Origin of the sequence: Collinsella aerofaciens (genome assembly GCF_040910325.1) — a bacterium.
Taxonomy (GTDB): Bacteria; Actinomycetota; Coriobacteriia; order Coriobacteriales; family Coriobacteriaceae; genus Collinsella; species Collinsella aerofaciens_BL.
In genome coordinates this window covers 1-19,543 of the sequence record NZ_JBDGAV010000003.1, presented here as the reverse complement: position 1 = coordinate 19,543, position 19,543 = coordinate 1, and the positions used below count along the sequence as shown (strand labels likewise).

Genomic DNA, 19,543 nt, shown 5'->3' with positions numbered 1-19,543 from the left:
ATGAGCTGGACGTTCGTGGTGCTCGCGCTGGCGCTCTTTATCTTTGCGATTTACATCGGCTTTTTGTGCGGCCAGTGGGCGTGCGAAAAGCGCGTCATCACCAAGCGCGACTACTGGATTGCCAACTTTGCGGGAGCTGCGGCAGTCGTTCTGCTGACCTGGGTGTTCTCGCTGTTCCCGCTGGTGCAGTTTGCGCCGATCGGCTGGCTCGGCGGCTTTATCGCCGGCCTTAAGATGAGCTTTGGCGAGTCCGTCGGCCCGTGGCGCAAGCATGACGAGGTCTTTAACGTCAACAAGGCCCATCGCGCCGCCGCCGATGCGGGCGACGCCGAGGAGCGCCGCCGCGCGCGTCACAATGGTGCAGCCGACCGACAGCTCATCTCGGTCACCGATGACAGCAAGGGTGCTGGCAAGCACGCTAAGAAATAGTAAGAAGAGGTAACTATGGCAGAAAACAAGGAAGAACAGCTCACCGATGAGGAGCTGGCACAGCTTCAGCTGGCAGAGGAGAACGAGAACGCCGTCGACCGTCTGGTCAAGGAGCTCGGCTGCCCCACGCGTCGCATCCGCCAGTTTGCCGCCCGCGTGCTGCACCTGCTTGCCGAGCGCGATCCGCAGCGCGTCGTGCCCTGCGTGCCCGCGCTGATCGAGGCGCTCGACCGCCCCGAGGCTCAGACCCGCTGGGAGGCCCTCGATGCCCTGACGGCGCTCGCCACCACCTGCCCCGAGCAGCTGGGCGATGCCTTTGAGGGTGCCGAGACCGCGCTGTTCGACGAGATTTCCTCCACGCTGCGCTATGCCGCCTTCCGCCTGCTGTGCGTGTGGGGCGCCACGGGCGTCGAGCGTTCGCGCGAGGCTTGGCCCATCCTGGACGAGGCCATCCAGTGCTACCACGGCGACCTCGAGTATCGCGACATGCTCGGTTGCCTGTACGAGTTTGGCCAGGGCGAGATCGACGCCGAGGTCGCCGAGAAGCTCGCGTTGCGCCTTAAGTTCGATGCCGAGAACGGCAAGGGCAGCTATCTCAAAGCCCGTTCGAGCGAGATTTGCGAAATGCTTGTTAAACGCTTTGGCTTGGATCTCTCCAAAAAGAAGAAGCGTGCTAGCGTTAAAAAATCTGACGACGCCGAAAACGAGGAGTAACAGATTATGGCGCACGATGTAGTCCTGATTCCCGGTGACGGTATCGGTCCCGAGATTACGCAGGCCATGCGCCGCGTGGTCGAGGCCACCGGTGTCCAGATCAATTGGAATGTCCAGGAGGCCGGTGCCGGCGTCATGGACGAGTTTGGCACGCCGCTGCCCCAGCACGTGCTCGATGCGGTCGCCGAGACCAAGGTTGCCATCAAGGGCCCCATCACCACGCCGGTCGGTACGGGTTTCCGCAGCGTCAACGTGGCCCTGCGCAAGCACTTCGACCTGTATGCCTGCGTGCGCCCCTGCCTGTCGCAGCCGGGCGATGGCTCGCGCTTCCGCGACGTCGACCTGGTCATCGTGCGCGAGAACACCGAGGACCTCTACGCCGGCATCGAGTTCGATGAGGGCGCTGCCGAGGTCGAGGAGCTCTCGCAGCTTGTCGAGCGTTCGGGTCAGAAGACCTTCGCCGCCGATTCCGCTATCTCGATCAAGCCCATCTCCATCGCCAAGAGCCGCCGCATTGTGGAGTACGCCTTTGAGTATGCCCGCCGCTGCGGCCGCAAAAAGGTGACGGCCGTGCATAAGGCCAACATCATGAAGGCGACCGACGGCCTGTTCCTGCGCGTTGCACGCGAGGTGGCCGCCAACTATCCCGATATCGAGTTCAACGACAAGATCGTCGACGCCACCTGCATGGGTCTGGTCCAGAATCCCAACGACTTCGATGTCCTGGTGCTGCCCAACCTGTACGGCGACATCGTGAGCGACCTGTGCGCCGGCCTGGTGGGCGGCTTGGGCATGGCTCCGGGTTCCAACATTGGTGCCGGCTGCGCCATCTTCGAGGCAACGCACGGCTCCGCGCCCGATATCGCTGGCCAGGATATCGCCAACCCCACGGCCGAGATCCTCTCTGCTGCGATGATGCTCGATCACCTGGGCGAGAACGATGCGGCCAATCGCATCCGCGCTGCGGTGTCTGCCACACTCGACGAGGGCGAGCAGGTTACCGGCGACGTGCGTCGTGCCCAGACCGGCTCCGTTGAGGGCGCCGCGGGCACGCAGGCCTTTGCCGATGCCGTTATCGCGCACCTGGCCTAAGGCATGCGTGCTGCAAACGCCTAAATAGTACTTAAGTGTTTGCGTATAACCTAAGAATCAATACGCCCGGCGCTCTGTCGGGCGTATTCTATTGGGGACTATGTTTCCTAACAAGGAGTAACCGATATGGGTCTGATTCAAAAGAAGGACGAGAAGGACGAGATCGACGGCATCCAGATCATCGAGCGCGGCGAAGGCCCCGACGGTGACGAGGGCGAGAAGATCGATCTGGTCGCCGGTACGTCTGCCGAGCACATTGCCGCCGGCACGACGGCCGAGGAGGAGGACGCCCGTCTGGAGGCTCAGATTGCCGCGGACGCCGCTGACGAGAATCTGATGCCCAAGGCCCAGGATGAGGACGACTCCGATGAAGACGACCATGCATCCAAGCACAAGAAGACGATGATTGCCGCCTTTGTGGTCGCCATCGTAATCGCTGCCGTGGTCGGCTTCTTTATTGGCAATGGCGGCTTTGGCGGTAAGGGTGTCGGCTCGTCGACCCTGACCGAGGACCAGCTCGATTCGACTGTGGCAAGCTATAGCTACAACGGCAAGAAGAGCGATATCACCGCGCGCGAGGCCATCGAGAGCCAGTACAGCCTCGATACCGTCAAGGATAGCGATGGCAACTACACCGCTCCCTCTGCCGACGTCATCCTGTCCTACGTACGCAACAAGATTCTGCTCGATGCTGCCGAGGACGAGGGCATTACCGTCTCCTCTAAGGAGATGAAGAAGTACGCCGAGGATTCTATCGGCACTTCGGACTACGACACCATGGCCACGCAGTATGGCGTGTCCAAGGACCAGGCCAAGCAGATTGTCCGCCAGTCCGCGACGCTGCAGAAGCTCTACAAGAAGAAGGTGGGCGATAGCTCCGCGACCATGCCGACTGCCCCGACTGAGCCTTCTGACGGCAACGAGGACACCGCGAGCAAGGACTACGCCGATTACATCATCAACCTTGCCGGCGACGAGTGGGATAGCGAGAAGGGCACTTGGAAGGACGCCGATAGCGCCTACGCTAAGGCCTTTGCCGACGATGCCTTTACGGCCGATAGCGCTACCTATAAGCAGGCCATGACCGCCTATTACACCGCCTACCAGCAGTATTCCTCGCAGGCTTCGAGCGCCAGCTCCAAGTGGACCGAGTACGCCAACGGCCTGTACGCCAAGGCCAACATCAGCATCTACGGCCTGTTTGCGTAAGGTTTGCCTGCGCTACTGTGCGCTAGCCGATCTGCCTGATTTAGCCCGCTAGAACGGACAACGTTCTAGCGGGCTTTTTGCTGCCGAAACCACTGGAGTAGGCCTCGCGCCCGCGCAAGCGCTCCATCGCGCTTCCCCGATTCATATGGGAAAACAACTGCAAACGATTGCAAGTAACCGGTGAACGGTCGAAAACTACCGTTCACCGATAATCTCAAAACTGGTTCTAACTGGTATTAAGTCAAAAAGACCAATTCACATATCTTCACAATGACCTGCAATTTTTCTACACGCTATTTTTAGCCGCCCTGCGTTGTTTAGACACAGGAAAAGATCCGATCTTTTGCCAAAGCATTTCGGAACGGTTTCAAAACCGCAGGTAGAAGTGTTAACGACCGGTAAACGGTCGATTTATCACCGTGAGCGGTGCAAAAACGTTTTACCGTATGAATCAACGAAAGCGACCTCTTCTGGGGTGATATAGTGACAACACGTCACGTGGTTACTACCAGTTTAGAAACCACTGGTCTTCAAAGTACGCTTTCTAAGAAGCTTTAAGGGCGAGCGCCCGCTGGCTTCCGAAAATCATCGGACTCAGATCGTACACACCTTCGGAAGGGAAATTTGAATGGTTGGCTTTATTCTTACCGGTCATGGACAGTTCGCACCCGGCCTCGCAAGCGCTATCGCTATGGTTGCTGGCGACCAGCCCGCTTTTACCGTCGTTCCTTTTGAGGGCGACCAGGCTGCTTCCTACGGTGAGGATCTCCGCGCCGCTATTACCGCCATGCGCGAGGAGTGCGATGGCGTGCTCGTCTTTACCGACCTGCTTGGTGGCACCCCGTTCAACCAGGCGATGATGATTGCCCAGGATGTCGACAACGTCGAGGTTCTGACCGGCACCAACCTTCCCATGGTTATTGAGCTTCTGTTCCTCCGCGGCAACGCCACGCTCGCCGAGCTTGGCGAGCAGGCCGTGACCGTTGGCCAGACGGGCATCACCGCCCAGACGGTCGCATCCGTTGCCGGCTCCGACGAAGAGGATATCTTCGGCGACGAGGACGGCATCTAATGGCCGATTTCGGAGCCAACGTCCTGAGCTCCTCGGTCGCCCTTTTAGGCCTGCTTGTCATCATGGGCTTGATTTACACCATCTGGTCGCAAATCAACATGAAGAAGAAGCAGAAGTACTTCAAGGAGCTGCACACCGAGCTCAAGCCGGGTCAAGAGGTTCTTTTCGCCGGCGGTATCTACGGAACCGTCAAAGGCATCGAAGGCGAGAAGGTCCAGATCAAAGTCCGATCCGGAGCCGTCGTAGATGTTTCGCGTTACGCGATTCAGGAGATCAAGTAACTGTCGTCAGCAAATAACGAAAGGAAGCTGATCAACATGGCAGAACCCAACATTCTTCTTACCCGCATCGATAACCGACTGGTTCATGGTCAGGTTGCCACCCAGTGGAACTCCACCCTGGGCTCCAACCTCATCCTCGTCGCCAACGACGACGTGGCGTCCAACACCATGCGCCAGAACCTCATGAAGATGGCCGCTCCCGCCGGCGTCGCTACGCGTTTCTTCTCTCTGCAGAAGACCATCGACGTCATTGGCAAGGCGAGCCCGCGCCAGAAGATCTTCATCGTGGCCGAAACACCGGAAGACGTGCTTACGCTCGTCAAGGGCGGTGTGCCTATAAAGAAGGTAAACATCGGCAACATGCACATGTCGGAAGGAAAGCGCCAAGTCGCCACCTCCGTCGCAGTTAACGACGAGGATGTCGCTGCGTTTAAAGAGCTGCAGGAATTGGGGGTGGAGTTGGAGATCAGGCGCGTTCCGAGCACGCCTGTTGAGGACACGAGCAAGCTCTTCTCGTAATCCTCGTGATCCACGTTGTCAGGAGTGAAACCCTGACGTTCTGTACGTGAAATCCAAAGTGCGTACATACATTTTGAAAGGAGGAGCAAGATGGAATACTCGATCATCCAGATCGCTCTGGTCTTCGTCGTCACGTTCATCGCGGCAATCGACCAGTTTGACTTCCTCGAGTCTCTCTATCAGCCCATCGTCACCGGCGCCGTCATCGGTCTTATCCTTGGCGACCTCAACACCGGTCTTCTCGTGGGTGGTACCTATCAGCTCATGACGATCGGCAACATGCCGATCGGAGGCGCTCAGCCGCCTAACGCCGTCATCGGCGGCATCATGGCAGCCATTCTCGCTATCGCCACGGACCTCGAGCCCAACGCGGCAGTCGGTCTCGCCATTCCGTTCGCTCTGCTTGGCCAGCTCGGCGTTACCCTGGTCTTCACGCTTATGTCCCCGCTTATGTCCACGGCCGATAACATGGCTCACAACGCGGACACCAAGGGCATCGAGCGCCTGAACTACTTCGCCATGGCTCTGCTCGGCCTGATCTTCGCTGTCGTCGTCACCCTGTTCTTCATCGCTGGCGCTACCATTGGTCAGACCATCGCTTCCGCCATCCCGACTTGGCTGCAGACCGGTCTGTCCGCTGCAGGCGGCATGATGCGCTTCGTCGGCTTCGCCGTCCTGCTCAAGGTTATGATGAACCGCGATATGTGGGGCTTCTTCCTCATGGGCTTTGGCCTCGCGCTCATCACCGTTGCCAACGATTCGCTGGCAACCCCTGCTCTGCTCATCCTCGCTCTCATCGGCTTCGGCATCGCTTTCTGGGACTTCCAGCAGCAGACCGAGCTGAAGGGTGCAGCTGTTTCTGACGGAGGTGACTTCGAAGATGGCATCTAATGAGTATGTGATCCCGGAGCACTACGAGGATCTCACTCCTGCTCCGCAGCTCGACCAGAAGACCCTCAACAAGATGGCTTGGCGCTCCTGCTTCCTGCAGGCATCGTTCAACTACGAGCGCATGCAGGCCGCTGGCTGGCTCTACTCCATCATCCCCGGTCTGGAGAAGATCCACACCAACAAGAACGACCTCGCGGCTTCCATGAGCCACAACCTGGAGTTCTTCAACACCCACCCGTTCCTTGTCACCTTTGTTATGGGCATCGTGCTTTCGCTCGAGCAGAACAAGGTTGACATCCCCACGATCCGCGCCGTCCGCGTCGCCGCAATGGGCCCGCTCGGTGGTATCGGTGACGCCCTGTTCTGGCTGACGCTCGTGCCTATCACGGCCGGCATCACCTCCAACATGGCCATCAACGGCAACGCCGCTGCACCGATCATCTTCCTGGTGATCTTCAACGTCGTCCAGTTCGCTCTGCGCTTCTGGCTCATGAACTGGTCCTACAAGCTTGGCACCAGCGCTATTGACGCTCTGACCGCCAACATGCAGGCCTTCACGCGTGCCGCTTCCATCATGGGCGTCTTCGTCGTCGGTTGCCTGGTCGTCACCATGGGTGGCACCCAGATCAACCTCCAGATCCCCAACGGCACCACCCGTGGTCTCTCCGCTACTACCGTGATCGTCTCCGAGAAGGAGGCCGAGAACTTCACCGGTATGGAGGGCATCGATACCGAGACCGCTGAGGCCGGTACCATCGCCATGACCGATAAGGACGGCAACGCCCTTACCGCTTCCGATGCCGACGGCAACGCTGTCGAGTGCGGCGTCACCGATCTGGGTAACGGCATGGAGTCCGTGACCTACGGCACCGTTACCGAGGATCCGGTCAACTTCTCTGTTGCCGACACCCTCAACACCATCGTCCCGAAGCTCGTCCCGCTTATGCTTACGCTGCTGCTTTACTACATGTTCGCTAAGCACAGCTGGACCCCGACCAAGGGCATTCTCCTGCTCTTCGTCCTTGGCATCCTGGGCGCTGGCCCGCTTGGTCTCTGGCCGAGCATCTGGTAAGGCTCTAGCTTGAGGGGTGTGTCCCTACGCGGCTCACACCCCGACCCCTTAAGCCATGTGTATGTTAAAAGCCGCGTGCTCGAAAGAGCGCGCGGCTTTTGTTTTCTTAATGATTCGGGTGTGGCAGACAGATAATGCATAACACCCTAGGTAGTTAGCCGAATTCGAGCAAAAGGGAGGATAGGATGGCGATCGGAGCGCGTAAGCAACCGCTGTACGATCAGCTGGTCGATATTCTGACCGAAAAGATTGACCATGAATATCGCGCCGGTGACATGATTCCTTCCGAGCGCGAACTTTCGGAGCGCTATGGTCTCTCGCGCACTACGGTACGCCTGGCTCTGCAGGAACTGGAGCGTTTAGGACTGGTGGTTCGGCAGCACGGTCGCGGTACCTTTGTGATCGACCGTTCGGCAAAAGCAACCAATCTTATGCAGTCCTACAGCTTTACCGAGCAGATGCGCGCGATGGGTCGAGAACCCGAGACCACGATTCTCGAGTTTTGCGAGATGGAGGCCGATAAGAATCTGGCCGAGCATATGGGATTGCGCATCGGTGATCGCATTTTTAAGCTCAAGCGCCTTCGCTCTGCCGACAACATGCCCATGATGGTCGAACGCAGCTATCTACCGGTTCGTCAATTTCTGTCCCTAAAGCGACCGCTGCTGGAGCGTAAGCCGCTTTACGATGTGATTGAGCAGGACTTTCAGCAAAAGATTCGCGTGGCCGAAGAGGAGTTCTATGCGAGCATAGCCCGTCCCACCGATGCCCACCTTTTGGGAATTGTCGAGGGCTCGCCTGTGCTCGATTTGGTCAGGACTACGTATAACGAGTCAAACGAGGTAGTGGAGTACACACTCTCGGTTGCTCGTGCCGATCAGTTTAAATACAAGGTTTACCACCAGCGCAGTAACTAGTGCTCGCATCGTTTCCATATGGTGATTCTTTGCATTTAACTGGTTACTACCAGATAACCAACCGAAGTGTATAATTGCACGTCAGAGGATTACTTCTAGAGAGAGGTATTAGAAATGTTCGAGAAGAGTGTCGAGGAGCTCACCGAGCTCGGCGCCCAGATCACCACGGCCGAGATTGCTCAGCAGCCCGAGCTTTGGCGTGATACGCTCAACATCTATCGCGAGAACAAGGAGGCCATCGAGGCCTTCCTGGCCGAGGCTCGCGCTATGGGCGAGGGTCGTCTGTCCGTTGTCTTCACCGGTGCCGGTACGTCCGACTACGTTGGCGATACCTGCGCCCCGTACCTGCGTCACGCTGGCAACACTGATCTCTACGACTTTAAGCCCATCGCCACGACCGACATCGTGAGCGCCCCGCGCGACTTCCTGCGCGCCGAGGATCCCACGCTCGTGGTTTCCTTTGCCCGCTCTGGCAACAGCCCCGAGAGCCTTGCCGCCGTTGCCGTTGCCAAGGAGCTCGTCCACAACGTCAAGTTCCTCAACATCACCTGCGCTCCCGAGGGCAAGCTTGCCGTCGAGTCTGCCGATGATCCCAATGCGCTGACGCTGCTCATTCCGCGCGCCAACGACAAGGGCTTCGCCATGACCGGTTCTTATTCCTGCATGACCCTGCTCTCCACCCTTATTTTCGACACTGCCTCTGACGAGCAGAAGGCCGAGTGGGTCGAGACGATTGCCAAGATGGGCGAGGAGGTCATCTCCCGTGAGCCCGAGATCGCCGATTACCTGGCTGGCGATTTCAACCGCGTGACCTACTTGGGTTCTGGCTCCTTCGGTGGCCTTGCTCAGGAGAGCCAGCTCAAGATCCTCGAGCTCGCTCACGGTCTGGTCGCTACTTCCTACGACACCTCCATGGGCTATCGTCACGGACCTAAGTCCTTCGTCGACGATAAGACGCTCGTCTTCGTGTTCGTCAACAACGACGCCTACACCCGTCAGTACGACATCGACATCCTCAACGAGATCGGTGGCGACGAGATCGCTCAGCACACCATCGCCGTTCAGCAGGAAGGTGCTACCGTCTATGAGGGTGAGTCCTTCACCTTTAAGGGCTACGAGGCGCTTCCCGAGGGCTACCTTGCTCTGCCGTTCGTGATGTTTGCCCAGACTATCAGCCTGCTCAACTCCGTGCGCGTGGGCAACACGCCCGATACGCCGAGCCCCACCGGCACGGTCAACCGCGTGGTTAAGGGCGTGACGATTCACCCCTTCACCGCTTAATCGCGTCCCCCTGTAAGGGCGCCCGTCCGCTCATAACGGCGGGCGGGCGCTTTTTGTTTTACGTGAGCTGGGTATAAGCATTACCACAGTCAACTGCTTTAGAAGCGAGGAGTGCATATGAGCACGTACGCAATTAAGGCTGACAAGTTCTTCTTGCCGGCAGGCCCGCAACTGGGCGGCTATCTTATGGTCGAGGATGGCGTCTTTGGCGCCTGGCAGGCCGACGAGCCCTCTTGCGAGATTAAGGACTACACGGGATCGTGGATCGCACCGGGTATGGTCGATACTCACATCCATGGCTTCTACAACCACTCAACTACCGATAACGATCCCGAGGGCATCGATATCAGCTCGACCGAGCTCGCCCGCCGCGGTACCACCAGCTGGCTGCCCACGACGTTCACCGATGGCGTCGAGCAGATCAAGGACGCCTGCGCCGCTATCGCCCAGGCGGACGAGGGGCGCGGCCCCGACTTCTGCGGTGCTCGCATTCAGGGCATCTACCTGGAGGGCCCCTTCTTTACCATGAAGCACGTGGGCGCGCAGAACCCCGCTTACCTGATCGATCCCTCCGAGGAGGTCTTCGATCAGTGGCAGGAGGCTGCGGGTGGTCGCATCGTCAAGAGCGCCATGGCGGCCGAGCGCGACGGTGCCGCTGCTTATGCGGCTGCTCTGAATGCCAAGGGTGTGGTGACCAGCATCGGTCACTCCGACGCCACCTACGATGAGTGCGTCGCTGCCATCAACGCCGGTGCCAGCTGCTTTACGCACACCTACAACGGTCAGCGCGGCCTGCACCATCGCGAGCCCGGTGTCGTGGGTGCCGCTATGACCACCCCCGAGACGTACGCCGAGATCATCTGCGACGGCAAGCACGTGAACCCTGCCGCCATCAAGGCGCTGCTGCAGGCCAAGGGCTGGCAGCACACGGTGCTTATCACCGATTGCCTGGGCTGCGGCGGTATGCCCGAGGGCAGCTACACCAGCGGCGGCATGGACGTCATCATGAAGGACAACCTGTGCTGGCTCGCCGACGGCAAGAGCATCGCCGGTTCGGTGCTCACGCTTGCCCAGGGCGTCAAGAACATCGTCGACTGGGGCATCGCCAGCGCCGATATCGCCATTCGCATGGCGACCGAGGTGCCGGCTCGCTCCGCGCATATCGAGGATAAGTGCGGCAGCATCATGCCGGGTCGCGACGCCGACTTTGTCGTGTTCGACCACGAGCTCACCCTCGTTGAGACCTACGTTGGCGGCCAGAGCGTCGGCAACGCCTTTACCGAGTAACGATAGAAAAAGACGGCGGGCCCGAATCTGCTCGGACCCGCCGTATGGGTTAAACGCTCAAAAGCACCTTCACAGTTACAGCTTGTTAGCGATCTTCTTTGCCGTGCGCTTGACGCCGGCCACCAGGCCTCCCGCAGGATGCTCCTTCTCGTATGCTAGACGCTTCTCGCGCTTGGCGTACTCTTCGACGATGATGTCGCCATACTCGTCTTCGATCTTGTCGAAGAAGTCGACGGCGCCCATAATTTCCTCAGCGGTCGGGTGTCCCTTTTGGACACCGCCGGTGAGCTTGAACGGCCCCCACGTATCAAAGCCGGGGCAGCCGTAGACGCCCATAAAGATGGCCTGCCTCATGCGGCAGATGCCATCGATATCCTTGCCGTACCACTTGTTTTTGCCACCGTAGGTCATAAGGCCAAACACCTTGTCCTGCGGCTGCAGCACGTTCGTGAGCACGCGTGCCATGTCCTTGTCGATCTCGGAGTAATAGATGCCCGTGGCGACACCGATCAGATGGTATTCGTGCAGGTCGGGGTACTCGTTTTTACCGAGCGCCTTGACGTCGAGGGTATCGATCTCGGGGTGTGCCTCGACGATGGCGTCCACGAGCTTTTTCGTATTGCCGTGATGGCGCGAGGCGTAGAGGATGATGGTTCGCATAAGAAGGCCTTTCAGCTGTAATTGCATCAATGTCTGTATGGTACCCCGTTACATGGCTGGGATACCGGACGTATCGATGAACGTGCGGGTTTGTCCTTTGGTCAGGGCCGAGACGGGTTCTTGCGAGCAAAAAAGCAGTTGTTCGAAAGGATGGATAATGGAATACGCTCTCTCCAACGATTCGATTTCTATCAAGGTTTCCACGGCCGGCGGCTCGTTTACCTCGATTGAGGCTGACGGACGCGAGTACTTGTGGCAGGGCGATCCCGCCGTGTGGTCCGGCCAGGCACCGATTTGCTTCCCGATTTGTGGAGGCTTGCGCGACAACAGCGCCATGACGTTTGCCGGGCATCATGTAAAGCTCGCTCGCCACGGGTTTGCGCGCAAACAGGAGTGGAAGCTGCTGAGCCAAGGCGAGAACGAGCTGGCGATGTGCCTGGCTTCGGAGGATAACGCCGCGCTGCTGAGCGATTATCCGTATCCGTTTAAGCTTGTCGCCCGCTATACGCTCGAGGACGCTGCCGTGCGCGTTTCCTACGAGGTCACCAACGAGGGAACCGAGGACATGCCGTTCTTTATCGGCGGTCATCCCGGCTTTAGGTGTCCGCTCGATGAGGGCGAGGCCTATACGGACTACGAGCTGCGCTTTGAGAAAGACGAGGCTGCGGAGCTCTGCACCGCCGTTCCCTCGACTGGATTGATTGACGTGGCAAACCGCTCCAAGAACCCCATGGTGGGAAAGACGCTGCCCCTGTCGCACGAGCTCTTCGATTTTGCGGAGACCATCTTTGACGTGCTCGAGAGCCGTCAGGTCACGCTTTCCAAAAAGGGCGAGGACAAGGGCGTCCGCCTGAGCTTTGAGGGCTTCCCATATCTCATTGTGTGGAGCAAGCCCGAGGGCGATTTTGTGGCGGTTGAGCCTTGGGGCGGTCTCTCGACCTGCTCCGATGAGGACGACGTGCTTGAGCATAAGCGCGGCTGCCTTGTCGCCAAGCCCAAGGAGACCGTCGTTCGCTCGTTCACGATTGAGATCCTGTAATTCCGTTTTGTCGACTCGTATCGCGAGGCACAAGGAGCCTGCGAGATAAGGAGCTAAAAATGATCCTCACCGTTACGATGAACCCGTCTGTCGATACGCGCTATCAGCTCGACGAGCTCGTTATCGACGACGTCAACCGCGTGACGCCCGAAAAGACCGCCGGCGGCAAGGGCCTCAACGTGGCCCGTGTGCTGGGTCAGCTGGGCGACGACGTTGTGGCAACCGGTCTGCTCGGCGGCCACATGGGCGCCTACATGGCTGAGCTCATGGACGCCAACGGTATTAACAACGACTTTGTGCCCATCAAGGGCGAGACTCGCATTTGCCTCAACGTCCTCCACGCCGGCAACCAGACTGAGCTGCTCGAGAGTGGCCCGACAATTGCCCCCGAGGAGCTCGATGCCTTTACCGCCAAGTTTACCGAGCTTGCGGGCAAGGCCGACGTCGTCACCATTTCGGGTTCGCTGCCCCGCGGTGTCGAGGCAGACTACTATGCCAAAATCACGGGCATTGCCGAGAACGCCGGCGCCAAGGTGCTGCTCGATACCTCGGGTGCTTCGCTCGAGGCCGCCCTTAAGTCCGAAATTAAGCCCGAGCTGGTCAAGCCTAACCTGACCGAGATCAACGGCCTTCTGGGCACGAGCTTTACCACCGACGATGTGGACGAGCTCCGCGCCGCGCTCGCCTCTGATGCCCGCTTCTCCGATATCCCCTGGGTCGTCGTGTCCATGGGCGCTGCCGGCTCCGTTGGCTTCCACAATGGCCGTGCGTTCCGCGCAAAGACGCCCGACATCCCTGCCGTTAACGCCACGGGCTCGGGCGATTCGACCATTGCCGGCTTCGCACATGCGATTGCTGCTGGTGCGGATGACGAGACGGTGCTGCGTACCGCCAACACCTGCGGCAAGCTCAACGCCATGGATCCCATGACCGGCCATCTGGTCATGGATCGTTGGGACGAGGTCTACAACGGCGTTGTCGTGACTGAGCTGTAAGAGTTTGGGCGACGGCTCCGGCATCGCTTGCTAGCTCATGTTGACGACAAGTGCGGTAGCATTATGCCGGGGCGCGACGCCGACTTTGTCGTATTCAATCCCGACCTTACCCTGGTCGAGACGTATGTGGGTGGCAACAGCGTCGGTAACGCGTTTATCGAGTAGCCGCCAAAGGAACGATCCGAGAGGGGATTTAGATGATTTACGGTGCACTGGGCGATATCGAGGAGTACCGCGGAATGCTCAAGGGCCTCGACGTGCTGATCGACTGGCTCGAGGAGAACGACCCGGCGGAGCTCGAGGTCGGCAGCCATCCGATTCTGGGCGACAAGGTCTTTGCGAACGTCATGGCTCCCACGACGCGTCCGGAGGCCGAGGCCCACTACGAGACGCATCAGCGCTATCACGACCTGCAGATCGACGTCGAGGGTCGCGAGGCCTTTAAGGTCGCCACGGGCAGCCTGACGCTGGTCCAGGAGTTTGACGAGAAGGACGACTACGATCTGGTCGATTCCGACGCCTCGATCGCCGGCGATCTTGCCGACGATAAGTTTGCGCTGTTCGTTGCCGGCGAGCCTCATATGCCCACGCTCGAGTTCCCGGGCGATGGCGCGCAGCCGGTCAAGAAGATCTGCTTTAAGCTGCTTGCAGACGCTTACTGGGAGGAGTAGCGAACTGCCTGGCAGAGCTATTCGTCTGATGGCGTGATTCCCCTAGGGAAATCACGCTAGGACCCCGCTAAACGTGTTTCCCTAGGGGAATCACGTTTAGCGGGGTTTTCTGTTTTTGAATAGGGAAGCCTCATTTATTTGCGAAGAACATCGGCTAGCCGCAGGATTGAAATCATCGACCGATAAGTGAGTTCCACTTTTTCGCCCGCAAGCAGTCGTTTCGAGCCAATCTCATCTAGCCCCACAAGCCGAGAAAACAGCGGGCCGCTCATCGTGCCATCGTCAATTGATTCCCTTATGGTCTTCAAAACGTCCGTATCATGAAGCGATGCCGAGCTGTAGGGGGCAACACGAGCGGAACTCTCAATTAACGACGAGACAAAAGGATGGAGATGCTTTGGACATAGTCCATCAAACACCACATCCCCATTGTCGTTCGAGCCGACCAGGCGCCAAGTATAATGATCGACCCAGTCATCTCCGTCATAGATGACGTCCATGAGCAACTTCCCGTCTAGAGAGAAACCTATTTGGACATCGGGGCGCAAGACCGCAATCCATATCGGGCCTGCAGCAGCTCCAACCCAACGCACCACATAGGTTCCCTTTCGTACATGTGTATCAATCTGCCCCGAAATGCCGGTGAATGCAATTCCAGACCCGTTTGTCGGATAGCAATCGACGTATTTTTGTTTTCCGCTCACAACCTTGTATAGATATATCGTTCCAGCAAAAGAGAAGGTATCGTGGCTATTTTAAATCTATATGACCAATTCGAGCCCTCACCATGGCAATTGTTGCAGCTGGGTTTCTTTTCATTAAAATTTCACTTTGGTAAATCCCCGCCCCCTAAGCATTAAATCCGAAGTCCACCGAGTGGGCGAATCGGCAACAAAAAAGCCGCCCGAAGGCGGCTATCTTGTGCAATGGAGCCAGCGACCGGGCTCGAACCGGTGACCCCCGCTTTACGAGAGCGGTGCTCTACCAACTGAGCTACGCTGGCGGCCATGTGGTGACGCAACTGAGGCGTCAACGGCTGTCTATGATACGGGACATCGCACATCCGTGCAAGTGTTCTGACGGCTTTTCTCACTTTAAATGCACTAATATTGGAGACGTGATGTCTCGCTCTTACGAGTCTCAAACAGAATGGGACTGCCATGGCTCAACCCAAGATCCTTCTCACGCGTATCGATGACCGGTTTATTTACGGGCAAGACGTCGAGCTGTGGAACGAGGCTATGGGTTCCAACCTCGTCCTAATCGTCAACGACGAGATTGCGGCGGATTCGCGCAAGTGGGCGCCTATGAGGGTCGCGGCGCCCGAGGGCGTGTGGACGCGGTTTTTCTCGGTGCAAAGGACCATCGACATCATTCATACTGCAACGCCGCGCCAATGGATTCTCATCATGGTGGCGTCGCCCGCGGATGCGCTCGCGCTGGTCAAGGGCGGTGTGCCCATTACCAAGATCAGTATCGGTCACATGCAAGCAGGGGAGGGCAAGCGTCCCGCGACGCCCACAGTTGCCGTAGACGACACAGACGTCGCCGCCTTCAAAGAGCTGCAAGAACTCGGCATAGAGCTAGAAATCCGCTCCCTCCCCAGTTCCAATCCCGACCCCATCCAACTAGTCATTTAAGAACGTCCCCAATGACTAGGTAGCAAAGCGCCCGTCGGCGGTGGTGCCGGCGGGCGCTGCTGTGCGATATGTCGCGTTATGGGCTTAGTGCCTCATAAAGTGGTATTCGATCACATTGCTGTAGGGGTGACCCGGGCCCACAATGCCCTGCGGGAACAGCGGCTGGTGCGGCGTGTCGGGGTACATCTCGGCCTCGAGGGCAAAGCCGGCGCCCCAGCCATAGTTGGCATCGTCCTTGGCGTGCTCGTCGCCCAGCCAGTTGCCGGTGTAGAGCTGCACGCCCGGTGCGGTGGTGTAGTAGTCCAGCTCGCGACCGGTCCACATCTCCTCAACATGCATCGCGCGGCGCAGATTACGGCCGTACTGATAGCCATCGATGCACAGACAGTGATCGTAGCCACGGGCCTGCTTAATCTGCGGATCGTCGGCCTCCATGCCGGGAGCGACGGGACGCAGCTCGCGGAAGTCAAACGGCGTGCCCTCGACCGGAGCGATCTCGCCGGTGGGGATGTTCTGCTCGTTAATGGGCAGGTAATGGGCAGCGTTGGCGACAAAGAAGTGCTCACAGTCCATGCCGGCGTTATGGCCGGCAAGGTTAAAGTACGTGTGGTTGGTCATGGACACGTAGGTGGCGCGGTCGCTCTCGCAGCCATACTCGACACGAAAGACGCCGGTGCGCGTCACGGTAAACACGGCCGTAAAGGTGCGGTTGCCGGGTAGGCCCAGCTCGCCATCCTCAAGCGAGGTGGTCATGCGCACGGCATTGTGGACCTCGTCGAGCTCAACATCCCATACGCGCTTGTGCAGGCCGTGCTCAAGATCGCTGTGCAGGTTGTTGACGCCTTCGTTGGCCGGCATATGCCAGTCCGTGCCGTCGATGGTGATCGTGGCGCCCGCGGTGCGGTTTGCCACGGGGCCGATGGTCGCGCCAAAGCAGGCGGGGTTGTCAAAGTAATCCTCGAGCTTATCGAAGCCCAGCACCACATCGCGCACGTTGCCGGGAATGTCGGGCACGTCGATGCCCAGCACGGTGGCGCCATAGTCCATAATGCGAACGCAGATCTCGGGCCCGTTGAGGGTGTAACGATGAACGGGGGTACCGCACGGAGCGGTGCCGAAAAGCTCGGAAGTGATCATTTGGTTCCTAACATCGAGGTATTTCCGACAAACTGTAGCGCGAACACGCGAGATTATCACTACACCCCACTAAAGCAGGGGGTATTTTTCTCAAAAAAGTGATGATTGGAGCTGTGCGGGCGTTCATTTCTGACGCGCGCGAGTCTGATACAATTTGTTCGTTATTGTTTGAATTGACGTGAGCGTGGAACAGCGAGGACTCATCGTGATTAAAGCGGAGCGACAGGATAAGGTTCGGCAGCTGCTCGAGGAACAGGGAACGGTCTCGGTCAAGGAGATTTCGGATGCGTTAGGTGTCTCGGATATGACGATCCGCCGTGATCTTGAGGAGCTTGCGAGCCTGGGCGAGATCGAGCGCGTGCACGGCGGAGCCCGCAGTGCGCAGGGCCGTCCCCACGCTATGCTGCGCCATGAGTATTCGCACAGCGAAAAGCGCACGAAGCATGCCGAGGAAAAGTTGCAGATTGCGCGCCGTTCTGTGGAGCTTATCGAGGAAGGCTCGACCATCTTTTTGGGCACGGGCACCACGGTTGAGCAGATGGCCTCGATGCTGCCGGCGTTTCGCCTGCGCATTGTGACCAATTCGCTTTCGGTGTTTAACCTGCTCGAGGCGCGCGAAGACTGCGAACTGTGCCTGGTGGGCGGCGTGTACCGCCGCCGCACTGCCGCCTTTGTGGGCCCCACGGCCGAGGACACCTTGCGCGCACTGGGGATCGACGCAGCCTTTATCGGCGCAAACGGCATTTTGGACGGCGACGTGTCTACGTCTAACATGGAAGAGGGCCGCATCCAGCAGCTCGCCTTTAGCAAGGCCGACTCGCGCTATCTGATCGCCGATTCCAGCAAGATTGGCAAGCGCGACTTCTACACCTTCTGTCGACTGGACAATTTGGACGCCGTGGTGTGCGAGCCGGGTATTACCGCCGAGGACCGCACTGCCATCGAGGAGCACACGCAGGTCATTTGCTAGCTAGCGCAGCAGGAGATACTTCTGCCCTCTGCCGGCGCCTTCAACTGTAGCCAGGCCCGTCTCAACGAGTTTTTTGAGGATGCGAAGTAGCTTCGAGCGGCTAAAGGTAACTTTGGCCGCAAGCGCACTTGTCGATTGGGGATGCACTTCACTCAGCAGTTCAAATACGGTAAGATCGTCGCCTTCGAGCCCGGGGTTATCCATGAGTAGGGGAAGTGTGACCACAATAGCGTTGTCCGAAACTTGAAAACGAGGCTTTTTGATGCTGTCTTTATAGGTGTCTCGAATTCGCATAATGCCCGTACCGAATGCCTCGATAAGGCCCAGGCGCAAAAAGACTTCGGCAAGAATGCGGTTACGCCTAACGGACAGCATATCGGACAGGTACTCATCGACAGTCATGCTTGCCGGTAATCCGCCGGGTGAGGCGACTTCTACCCGGTCGTCGAACATCGAGATGCGGATGTGCGCTGGTACATCCCAGGTCCTATGAACGATTGCGTTGGTTATTGCCTCACGGAACGCCTCAAGTGGAATGGGCTCCTTGCGGATTCGTTCCATTCCCTTGATCTCTTCGTAGCAGTACTGAGCTTCGAATAGCTCAAGAGCACTGTCAATTTCAGTTAAAACTGATGCATGCTCAAGGGTCTTGCGCTGCTTAATGAGGTTGATAGTGTCACCAAACACTGCAATGTCGATGCCTGGGAAGCCGTTCTCGTCCGCGAGCAGCTCTGCTGCATTATTGTAGGTCCCGGTCTCATCGAGCAGGCCGAGGGTTTTGAGAGTGTCGGTTGTGAACGACTGAAGCGCTAACTTTGCAGTTAGACGATTCTCTAAAACGGTGAAAGATAGATCTTGCTTGCTTGCCGGGAGCTGTTCAAAGGAGAGATTCTGACCCTCGAGCACAAGGCGCGAAAGACCTAGGGTATCAACTGGTATAGTCGCTGTGTCATTGCGCTTGTACGCCTTCGAGCGGTATAGATAAGGCTTCGATCTGCCGGGAAAGACCGTAAGCTCAACGGTTGCATCGGGCTCGTTGATTTTTAGGGAGTAATCGGGCTGGGGGATGATCGAATCGTTAATCTTGTTTTCGATATCCAAGCAGGTCTGCTTGGGGTCATCGAGGCCAACGATTTTTCCGGCGTCGTTAATTCCAAATAGGACACGCCCACCCGTGTTGTTTGCATAAGCGGAGACGGTTTTGAGGAACGAATTGGTGACGCTTTCCTTGAACTCAAGATCCTTTGTCTCTTGCATCGTAGTGCTCCGTTTCGCTTTAACTTGACATGAAAAATGACACGTAAAACTTTACACGTCATTTTACGCGTCAAAATTATGACACGAAAAAAATTGCGTGTCATTTTACGTGTTAAAGTGACGTGAAATGACACGCAAGCGCGAATGCATTGGCATTCTGAAAAAACGGAGTTTGTAAGCCTGGGGCTTGATTGGGCTAACGCATGGAATTAACCGTATTTTCGAACACGCTTTCGGTATCATTTCGGCATTAAAGGATACCGAAAGTGTGTTCGTGATACCGATAATAATAAGGTGTTAGCGTCGGAATAATTTAGCCAAATATAGTCGGCCGAGATTGACCAATCCCGGCCGACCCATTTTAGCCAACACGCCCGCATCTATGACTTTCCTATCGCTTCCCTACATCC

General features: G+C 57.9%; 21 protein-coding genes and 1 tRNA gene. 17 read left to right on the top strand and 5 right to left on the bottom strand.

Going from position 1 to position 19,543, the window contains the following annotated elements; translation table 11 throughout:
• From AB5Z25_RS01985 to nagA, 12 genes are all read left to right on the top strand, one after another.
• Window positions 1-429 (top strand): hypothetical protein, encoded by a 429-nt coding sequence (locus AB5Z25_RS01985; RefSeq protein WP_368134664.1) that lies wholly within the window; start codon window positions 1-3, stop codon window positions 427-429.
• Between the two features lie 15 nt (window positions 430-444).
• Window positions 445-1,143 carry a HEAT repeat domain-containing protein gene (locus AB5Z25_RS01980; protein WP_368134663.1) on the top strand — a complete coding sequence of 233 codons (699 nt, stop codon included), beginning with the start codon at window positions 445-447 and terminating at the stop codon, window positions 1,141-1,143.
• A 6-nt stretch (window positions 1,144-1,149) separates the two neighbouring features.
• A complete protein-coding gene (locus AB5Z25_RS01975; protein WP_368134662.1) occupies window positions 1,150-2,235 on the top strand; it encodes an isocitrate/isopropylmalate dehydrogenase family protein in 1,086 nt (361 codons plus the stop codon).
• A gap of 126 nt (window positions 2,236-2,361) precedes the next feature.
• Window positions 2,362-3,444, top strand: a complete 1,083-nt coding sequence (locus AB5Z25_RS01970) for a hypothetical protein (protein WP_368134661.1) — start codon at window positions 2,362-2,364, stop codon at window positions 3,442-3,444.
• Window positions 3,445-4,072: 628 nt separating this feature from the next.
• Window positions 4,073-4,516 (top strand): PTS sugar transporter subunit IIA, encoded by a 444-nt coding sequence (locus tag AB5Z25_RS01965; RefSeq protein WP_022094613.1) that lies wholly within the window; start codon window positions 4,073-4,075, stop codon window positions 4,514-4,516.
• Entirely contained in the window at window positions 4,516-4,797 is a 282-nt protein-coding gene (yajC, locus tag AB5Z25_RS01960; protein WP_022094612.1) for a preprotein translocase subunit YajC, read from the top strand. The genes AB5Z25_RS01965 and yajC overlap by 1 nt, the downstream gene beginning before the upstream one ends.
• A 36-nt stretch (window positions 4,798-4,833) precedes the next feature.
• On the top strand, window positions 4,834-5,316 hold the full coding sequence (gene agaV, locus AB5Z25_RS01955) for a PTS N-acetylgalactosamine transporter subunit IIB (protein ID WP_022094611.1): 483 nt from the start codon (window positions 4,834-4,836) through the stop codon (window positions 5,314-5,316).
• Window positions 5,317-5,406: 90 nt separating this feature from the next.
• Window positions 5,407-6,207: a PTS mannose/fructose/sorbose/N-acetylgalactosamine transporter subunit IIC gene (locus tag AB5Z25_RS01950; RefSeq protein ID WP_196033554.1), complete on the top strand. Its 801-nt coding sequence runs from the start codon at window positions 5,407-5,409 to the stop codon at window positions 6,205-6,207.
• Complete coding sequence (locus AB5Z25_RS01945; RefSeq protein ID WP_055251210.1) at window positions 6,197-7,279, top strand: PTS system mannose/fructose/sorbose family transporter subunit IID; 1,083 nt, start codon at window positions 6,197-6,199, stop codon at window positions 7,277-7,279. The genes AB5Z25_RS01950 and AB5Z25_RS01945 overlap by 11 nt, the downstream gene beginning before the upstream one ends.
• 185 nt (window positions 7,280-7,464) lie before the next feature.
• On the top strand, window positions 7,465-8,196 hold the full coding sequence (locus tag AB5Z25_RS01940; protein ID WP_368134660.1) for a GntR family transcriptional regulator: 732 nt from the start codon (window positions 7,465-7,467) through the stop codon (window positions 8,194-8,196).
• Window positions 8,197-8,310: 114 nt separating this feature from the next.
• Window positions 8,311-9,477, top strand: a complete 1,167-nt coding sequence (locus tag AB5Z25_RS01935) for an AgaS family sugar isomerase (protein WP_368134659.1) — start codon at window positions 8,311-8,313, stop codon at window positions 9,475-9,477.
• Between the two features lie 117 nt (window positions 9,478-9,594).
• Window positions 9,595-10,764: an N-acetylglucosamine-6-phosphate deacetylase gene (gene nagA / locus AB5Z25_RS01930; RefSeq protein WP_368134658.1), complete on the top strand. Its 1,170-nt coding sequence runs from the start codon at window positions 9,595-9,597 to the stop codon at window positions 10,762-10,764.
• 75 nt (window positions 10,765-10,839) lie between these two features.
• Here the strand turns inward: nagA and AB5Z25_RS01925 are convergent, their stop codons facing one another.
• Complete coding sequence (locus AB5Z25_RS01925; RefSeq protein WP_368134657.1) at window positions 10,840-11,424, bottom strand: flavodoxin domain-containing protein; 585 nt, start codon at window positions 11,422-11,424, stop codon at window positions 10,840-10,842.
• Between the two features lie 157 nt (window positions 11,425-11,581).
• Between AB5Z25_RS01925 and AB5Z25_RS01920 the strand changes: the two genes are divergently transcribed.
• The 3 genes from AB5Z25_RS01920 to AB5Z25_RS01910 all read left to right on the top strand — a co-directional run bounded on the left by AB5Z25_RS01920 (window position 11,582) and on the right by AB5Z25_RS01910 (window position 14,129).
• Window positions 11,582-12,463: an aldose 1-epimerase family protein gene (locus AB5Z25_RS01920; RefSeq protein ID WP_368134656.1), complete on the top strand. Its 882-nt coding sequence runs from the start codon at window positions 11,582-11,584 to the stop codon at window positions 12,461-12,463.
• Window positions 12,464-12,522: 59 nt separating this feature from the next.
• Window positions 12,523-13,458, top strand: a complete 936-nt coding sequence (locus AB5Z25_RS01915; protein WP_368134655.1) for a hexose kinase — start codon at window positions 12,523-12,525, stop codon at window positions 13,456-13,458.
• A gap of 197 nt (window positions 13,459-13,655) precedes the next feature.
• Complete coding sequence (locus tag AB5Z25_RS01910) at window positions 13,656-14,129, top strand: NanQ anomerase/TabA/YiaL family protein (RefSeq protein ID WP_117778978.1); 474 nt, start codon at window positions 13,656-13,658, stop codon at window positions 14,127-14,129.
• Window positions 14,130-14,263: 134 nt separating this feature from the next.
• Here the strand turns inward: AB5Z25_RS01910 and AB5Z25_RS01905 are convergent, their stop codons facing one another.
• The gene (locus AB5Z25_RS01905; protein ID WP_147330591.1) at window positions 14,264-14,629 is read right to left on the bottom strand and encodes a hypothetical protein; all 366 of its coding nucleotides are present in this window, start codon (window positions 14,627-14,629) and stop codon (window positions 14,264-14,266) included.
• A 427-nt stretch (window positions 14,630-15,056) separates the two neighbouring features.
• Window positions 15,057-15,132: transfer RNA gene (locus AB5Z25_RS01900), tRNA-Thr, on the bottom strand.
• Between the two features lie 157 nt (window positions 15,133-15,289).
• On the opposite strand from AB5Z25_RS01900, the gene AB5Z25_RS01895 reads away from it, so the two are divergent.
• Entirely contained in the window at window positions 15,290-15,769 is a 480-nt protein-coding gene (locus AB5Z25_RS01895; protein ID WP_368134654.1) for a PTS sugar transporter subunit IIB, read from the top strand.
• An 84-nt stretch (window positions 15,770-15,853) separates the two neighbouring features.
• On the opposite strand, the gene AB5Z25_RS01890 is transcribed toward AB5Z25_RS01895, so the two are convergent.
• The gene (locus AB5Z25_RS01890) at window positions 15,854-16,906 is read right to left on the bottom strand and encodes an aldose epimerase family protein (protein WP_368134653.1); all 1,053 of its coding nucleotides are present in this window, start codon (window positions 16,904-16,906) and stop codon (window positions 15,854-15,856) included.
• A 205-nt stretch (window positions 16,907-17,111) separates the two neighbouring features.
• On the opposite strand from AB5Z25_RS01890, the gene AB5Z25_RS01885 reads away from it, so the two are divergent.
• Window positions 17,112-17,876: a DeoR/GlpR family DNA-binding transcription regulator gene (locus tag AB5Z25_RS01885; protein ID WP_368134652.1), complete on the top strand. Its 765-nt coding sequence runs from the start codon at window positions 17,112-17,114 to the stop codon at window positions 17,874-17,876.
• On the opposite strand, the gene AB5Z25_RS01880 is transcribed toward AB5Z25_RS01885, so the two are convergent.
• A complete protein-coding gene (locus tag AB5Z25_RS01880) occupies window positions 17,877-19,133 on the bottom strand; it encodes an ATP-binding protein (protein WP_271747000.1) in 1,257 nt (418 codons plus the stop codon).
• Window positions 19,134-19,543 lie beyond the last annotated feature (410 nt).

Coding starts and splice junctions, on each gene's coding strand:
- nagA (WP_368134658.1), top strand. CDS start 9,595: ATGAGCACGTACGCAATTAAGGCTGACAAGTTCTTCTTGCCGGCAGGC.
- agaV (WP_022094611.1), top strand. CDS start 4,834: ATGGCAGAACCCAACATTCTTCTTACCCGCATCGATAACCGACTGGTT.
- AB5Z25_RS01895 (WP_368134654.1), top strand. CDS start 15,290: ATGGCTCAACCCAAGATCCTTCTCACGCGTATCGATGACCGGTTTATT.
- AB5Z25_RS01890 (WP_368134653.1), bottom strand. CDS start 16,906: ATGATCACTTCCGAGCTTTTCGGCACCGCTCCGTGCGGTACCCCCGTT.
- AB5Z25_RS01950 (WP_196033554.1), top strand. CDS start 5,407: ATGGAATACTCGATCATCCAGATCGCTCTGGTCTTCGTCGTCACGTTC.
- AB5Z25_RS01980 (WP_368134663.1), top strand. CDS start 445: ATGGCAGAAAACAAGGAAGAACAGCTCACCGATGAGGAGCTGGCACAG.
- AB5Z25_RS01945 (WP_055251210.1), top strand. CDS start 6,197: ATGGCATCTAATGAGTATGTGATCCCGGAGCACTACGAGGATCTCACT.
- AB5Z25_RS01910 (WP_117778978.1), top strand. CDS start 13,656: ATGATTTACGGTGCACTGGGCGATATCGAGGAGTACCGCGGAATGCTC.
- AB5Z25_RS01905 (WP_147330591.1), bottom strand. CDS start 14,629: ATGGACGTCATCTATGACGGAGATGACTGGGTCGATCATTATACTTGG.
- AB5Z25_RS01880 (WP_271747000.1), bottom strand. CDS start 19,133: ATGCAAGAGACAAAGGATCTTGAGTTCAAGGAAAGCGTCACCAATTCG.
- AB5Z25_RS01985 (WP_368134664.1), top strand. CDS start 1: ATGAGCTGGACGTTCGTGGTGCTCGCGCTGGCGCTCTTTATCTTTGCG.
- AB5Z25_RS01915 (WP_368134655.1), top strand. CDS start 12,523: ATGATCCTCACCGTTACGATGAACCCGTCTGTCGATACGCGCTATCAG.
- AB5Z25_RS01925 (WP_368134657.1), bottom strand. CDS start 11,424: ATGCGAACCATCATCCTCTACGCCTCGCGCCATCACGGCAATACGAAA.
- AB5Z25_RS01965 (WP_022094613.1), top strand. CDS start 4,073: ATGGTTGGCTTTATTCTTACCGGTCATGGACAGTTCGCACCCGGCCTC.
- AB5Z25_RS01940 (WP_368134660.1), top strand. CDS start 7,465: ATGGCGATCGGAGCGCGTAAGCAACCGCTGTACGATCAGCTGGTCGAT.
- yajC (WP_022094612.1), top strand. CDS start 4,516: ATGGCCGATTTCGGAGCCAACGTCCTGAGCTCCTCGGTCGCCCTTTTA.
- AB5Z25_RS01935 (WP_368134659.1), top strand. CDS start 8,311: ATGTTCGAGAAGAGTGTCGAGGAGCTCACCGAGCTCGGCGCCCAGATC.
- AB5Z25_RS01920 (WP_368134656.1), top strand. CDS start 11,582: ATGGAATACGCTCTCTCCAACGATTCGATTTCTATCAAGGTTTCCACG.
- AB5Z25_RS01975 (WP_368134662.1), top strand. CDS start 1,150: ATGGCGCACGATGTAGTCCTGATTCCCGGTGACGGTATCGGTCCCGAG.
- AB5Z25_RS01970 (WP_368134661.1), top strand. CDS start 2,362: ATGGGTCTGATTCAAAAGAAGGACGAGAAGGACGAGATCGACGGCATC.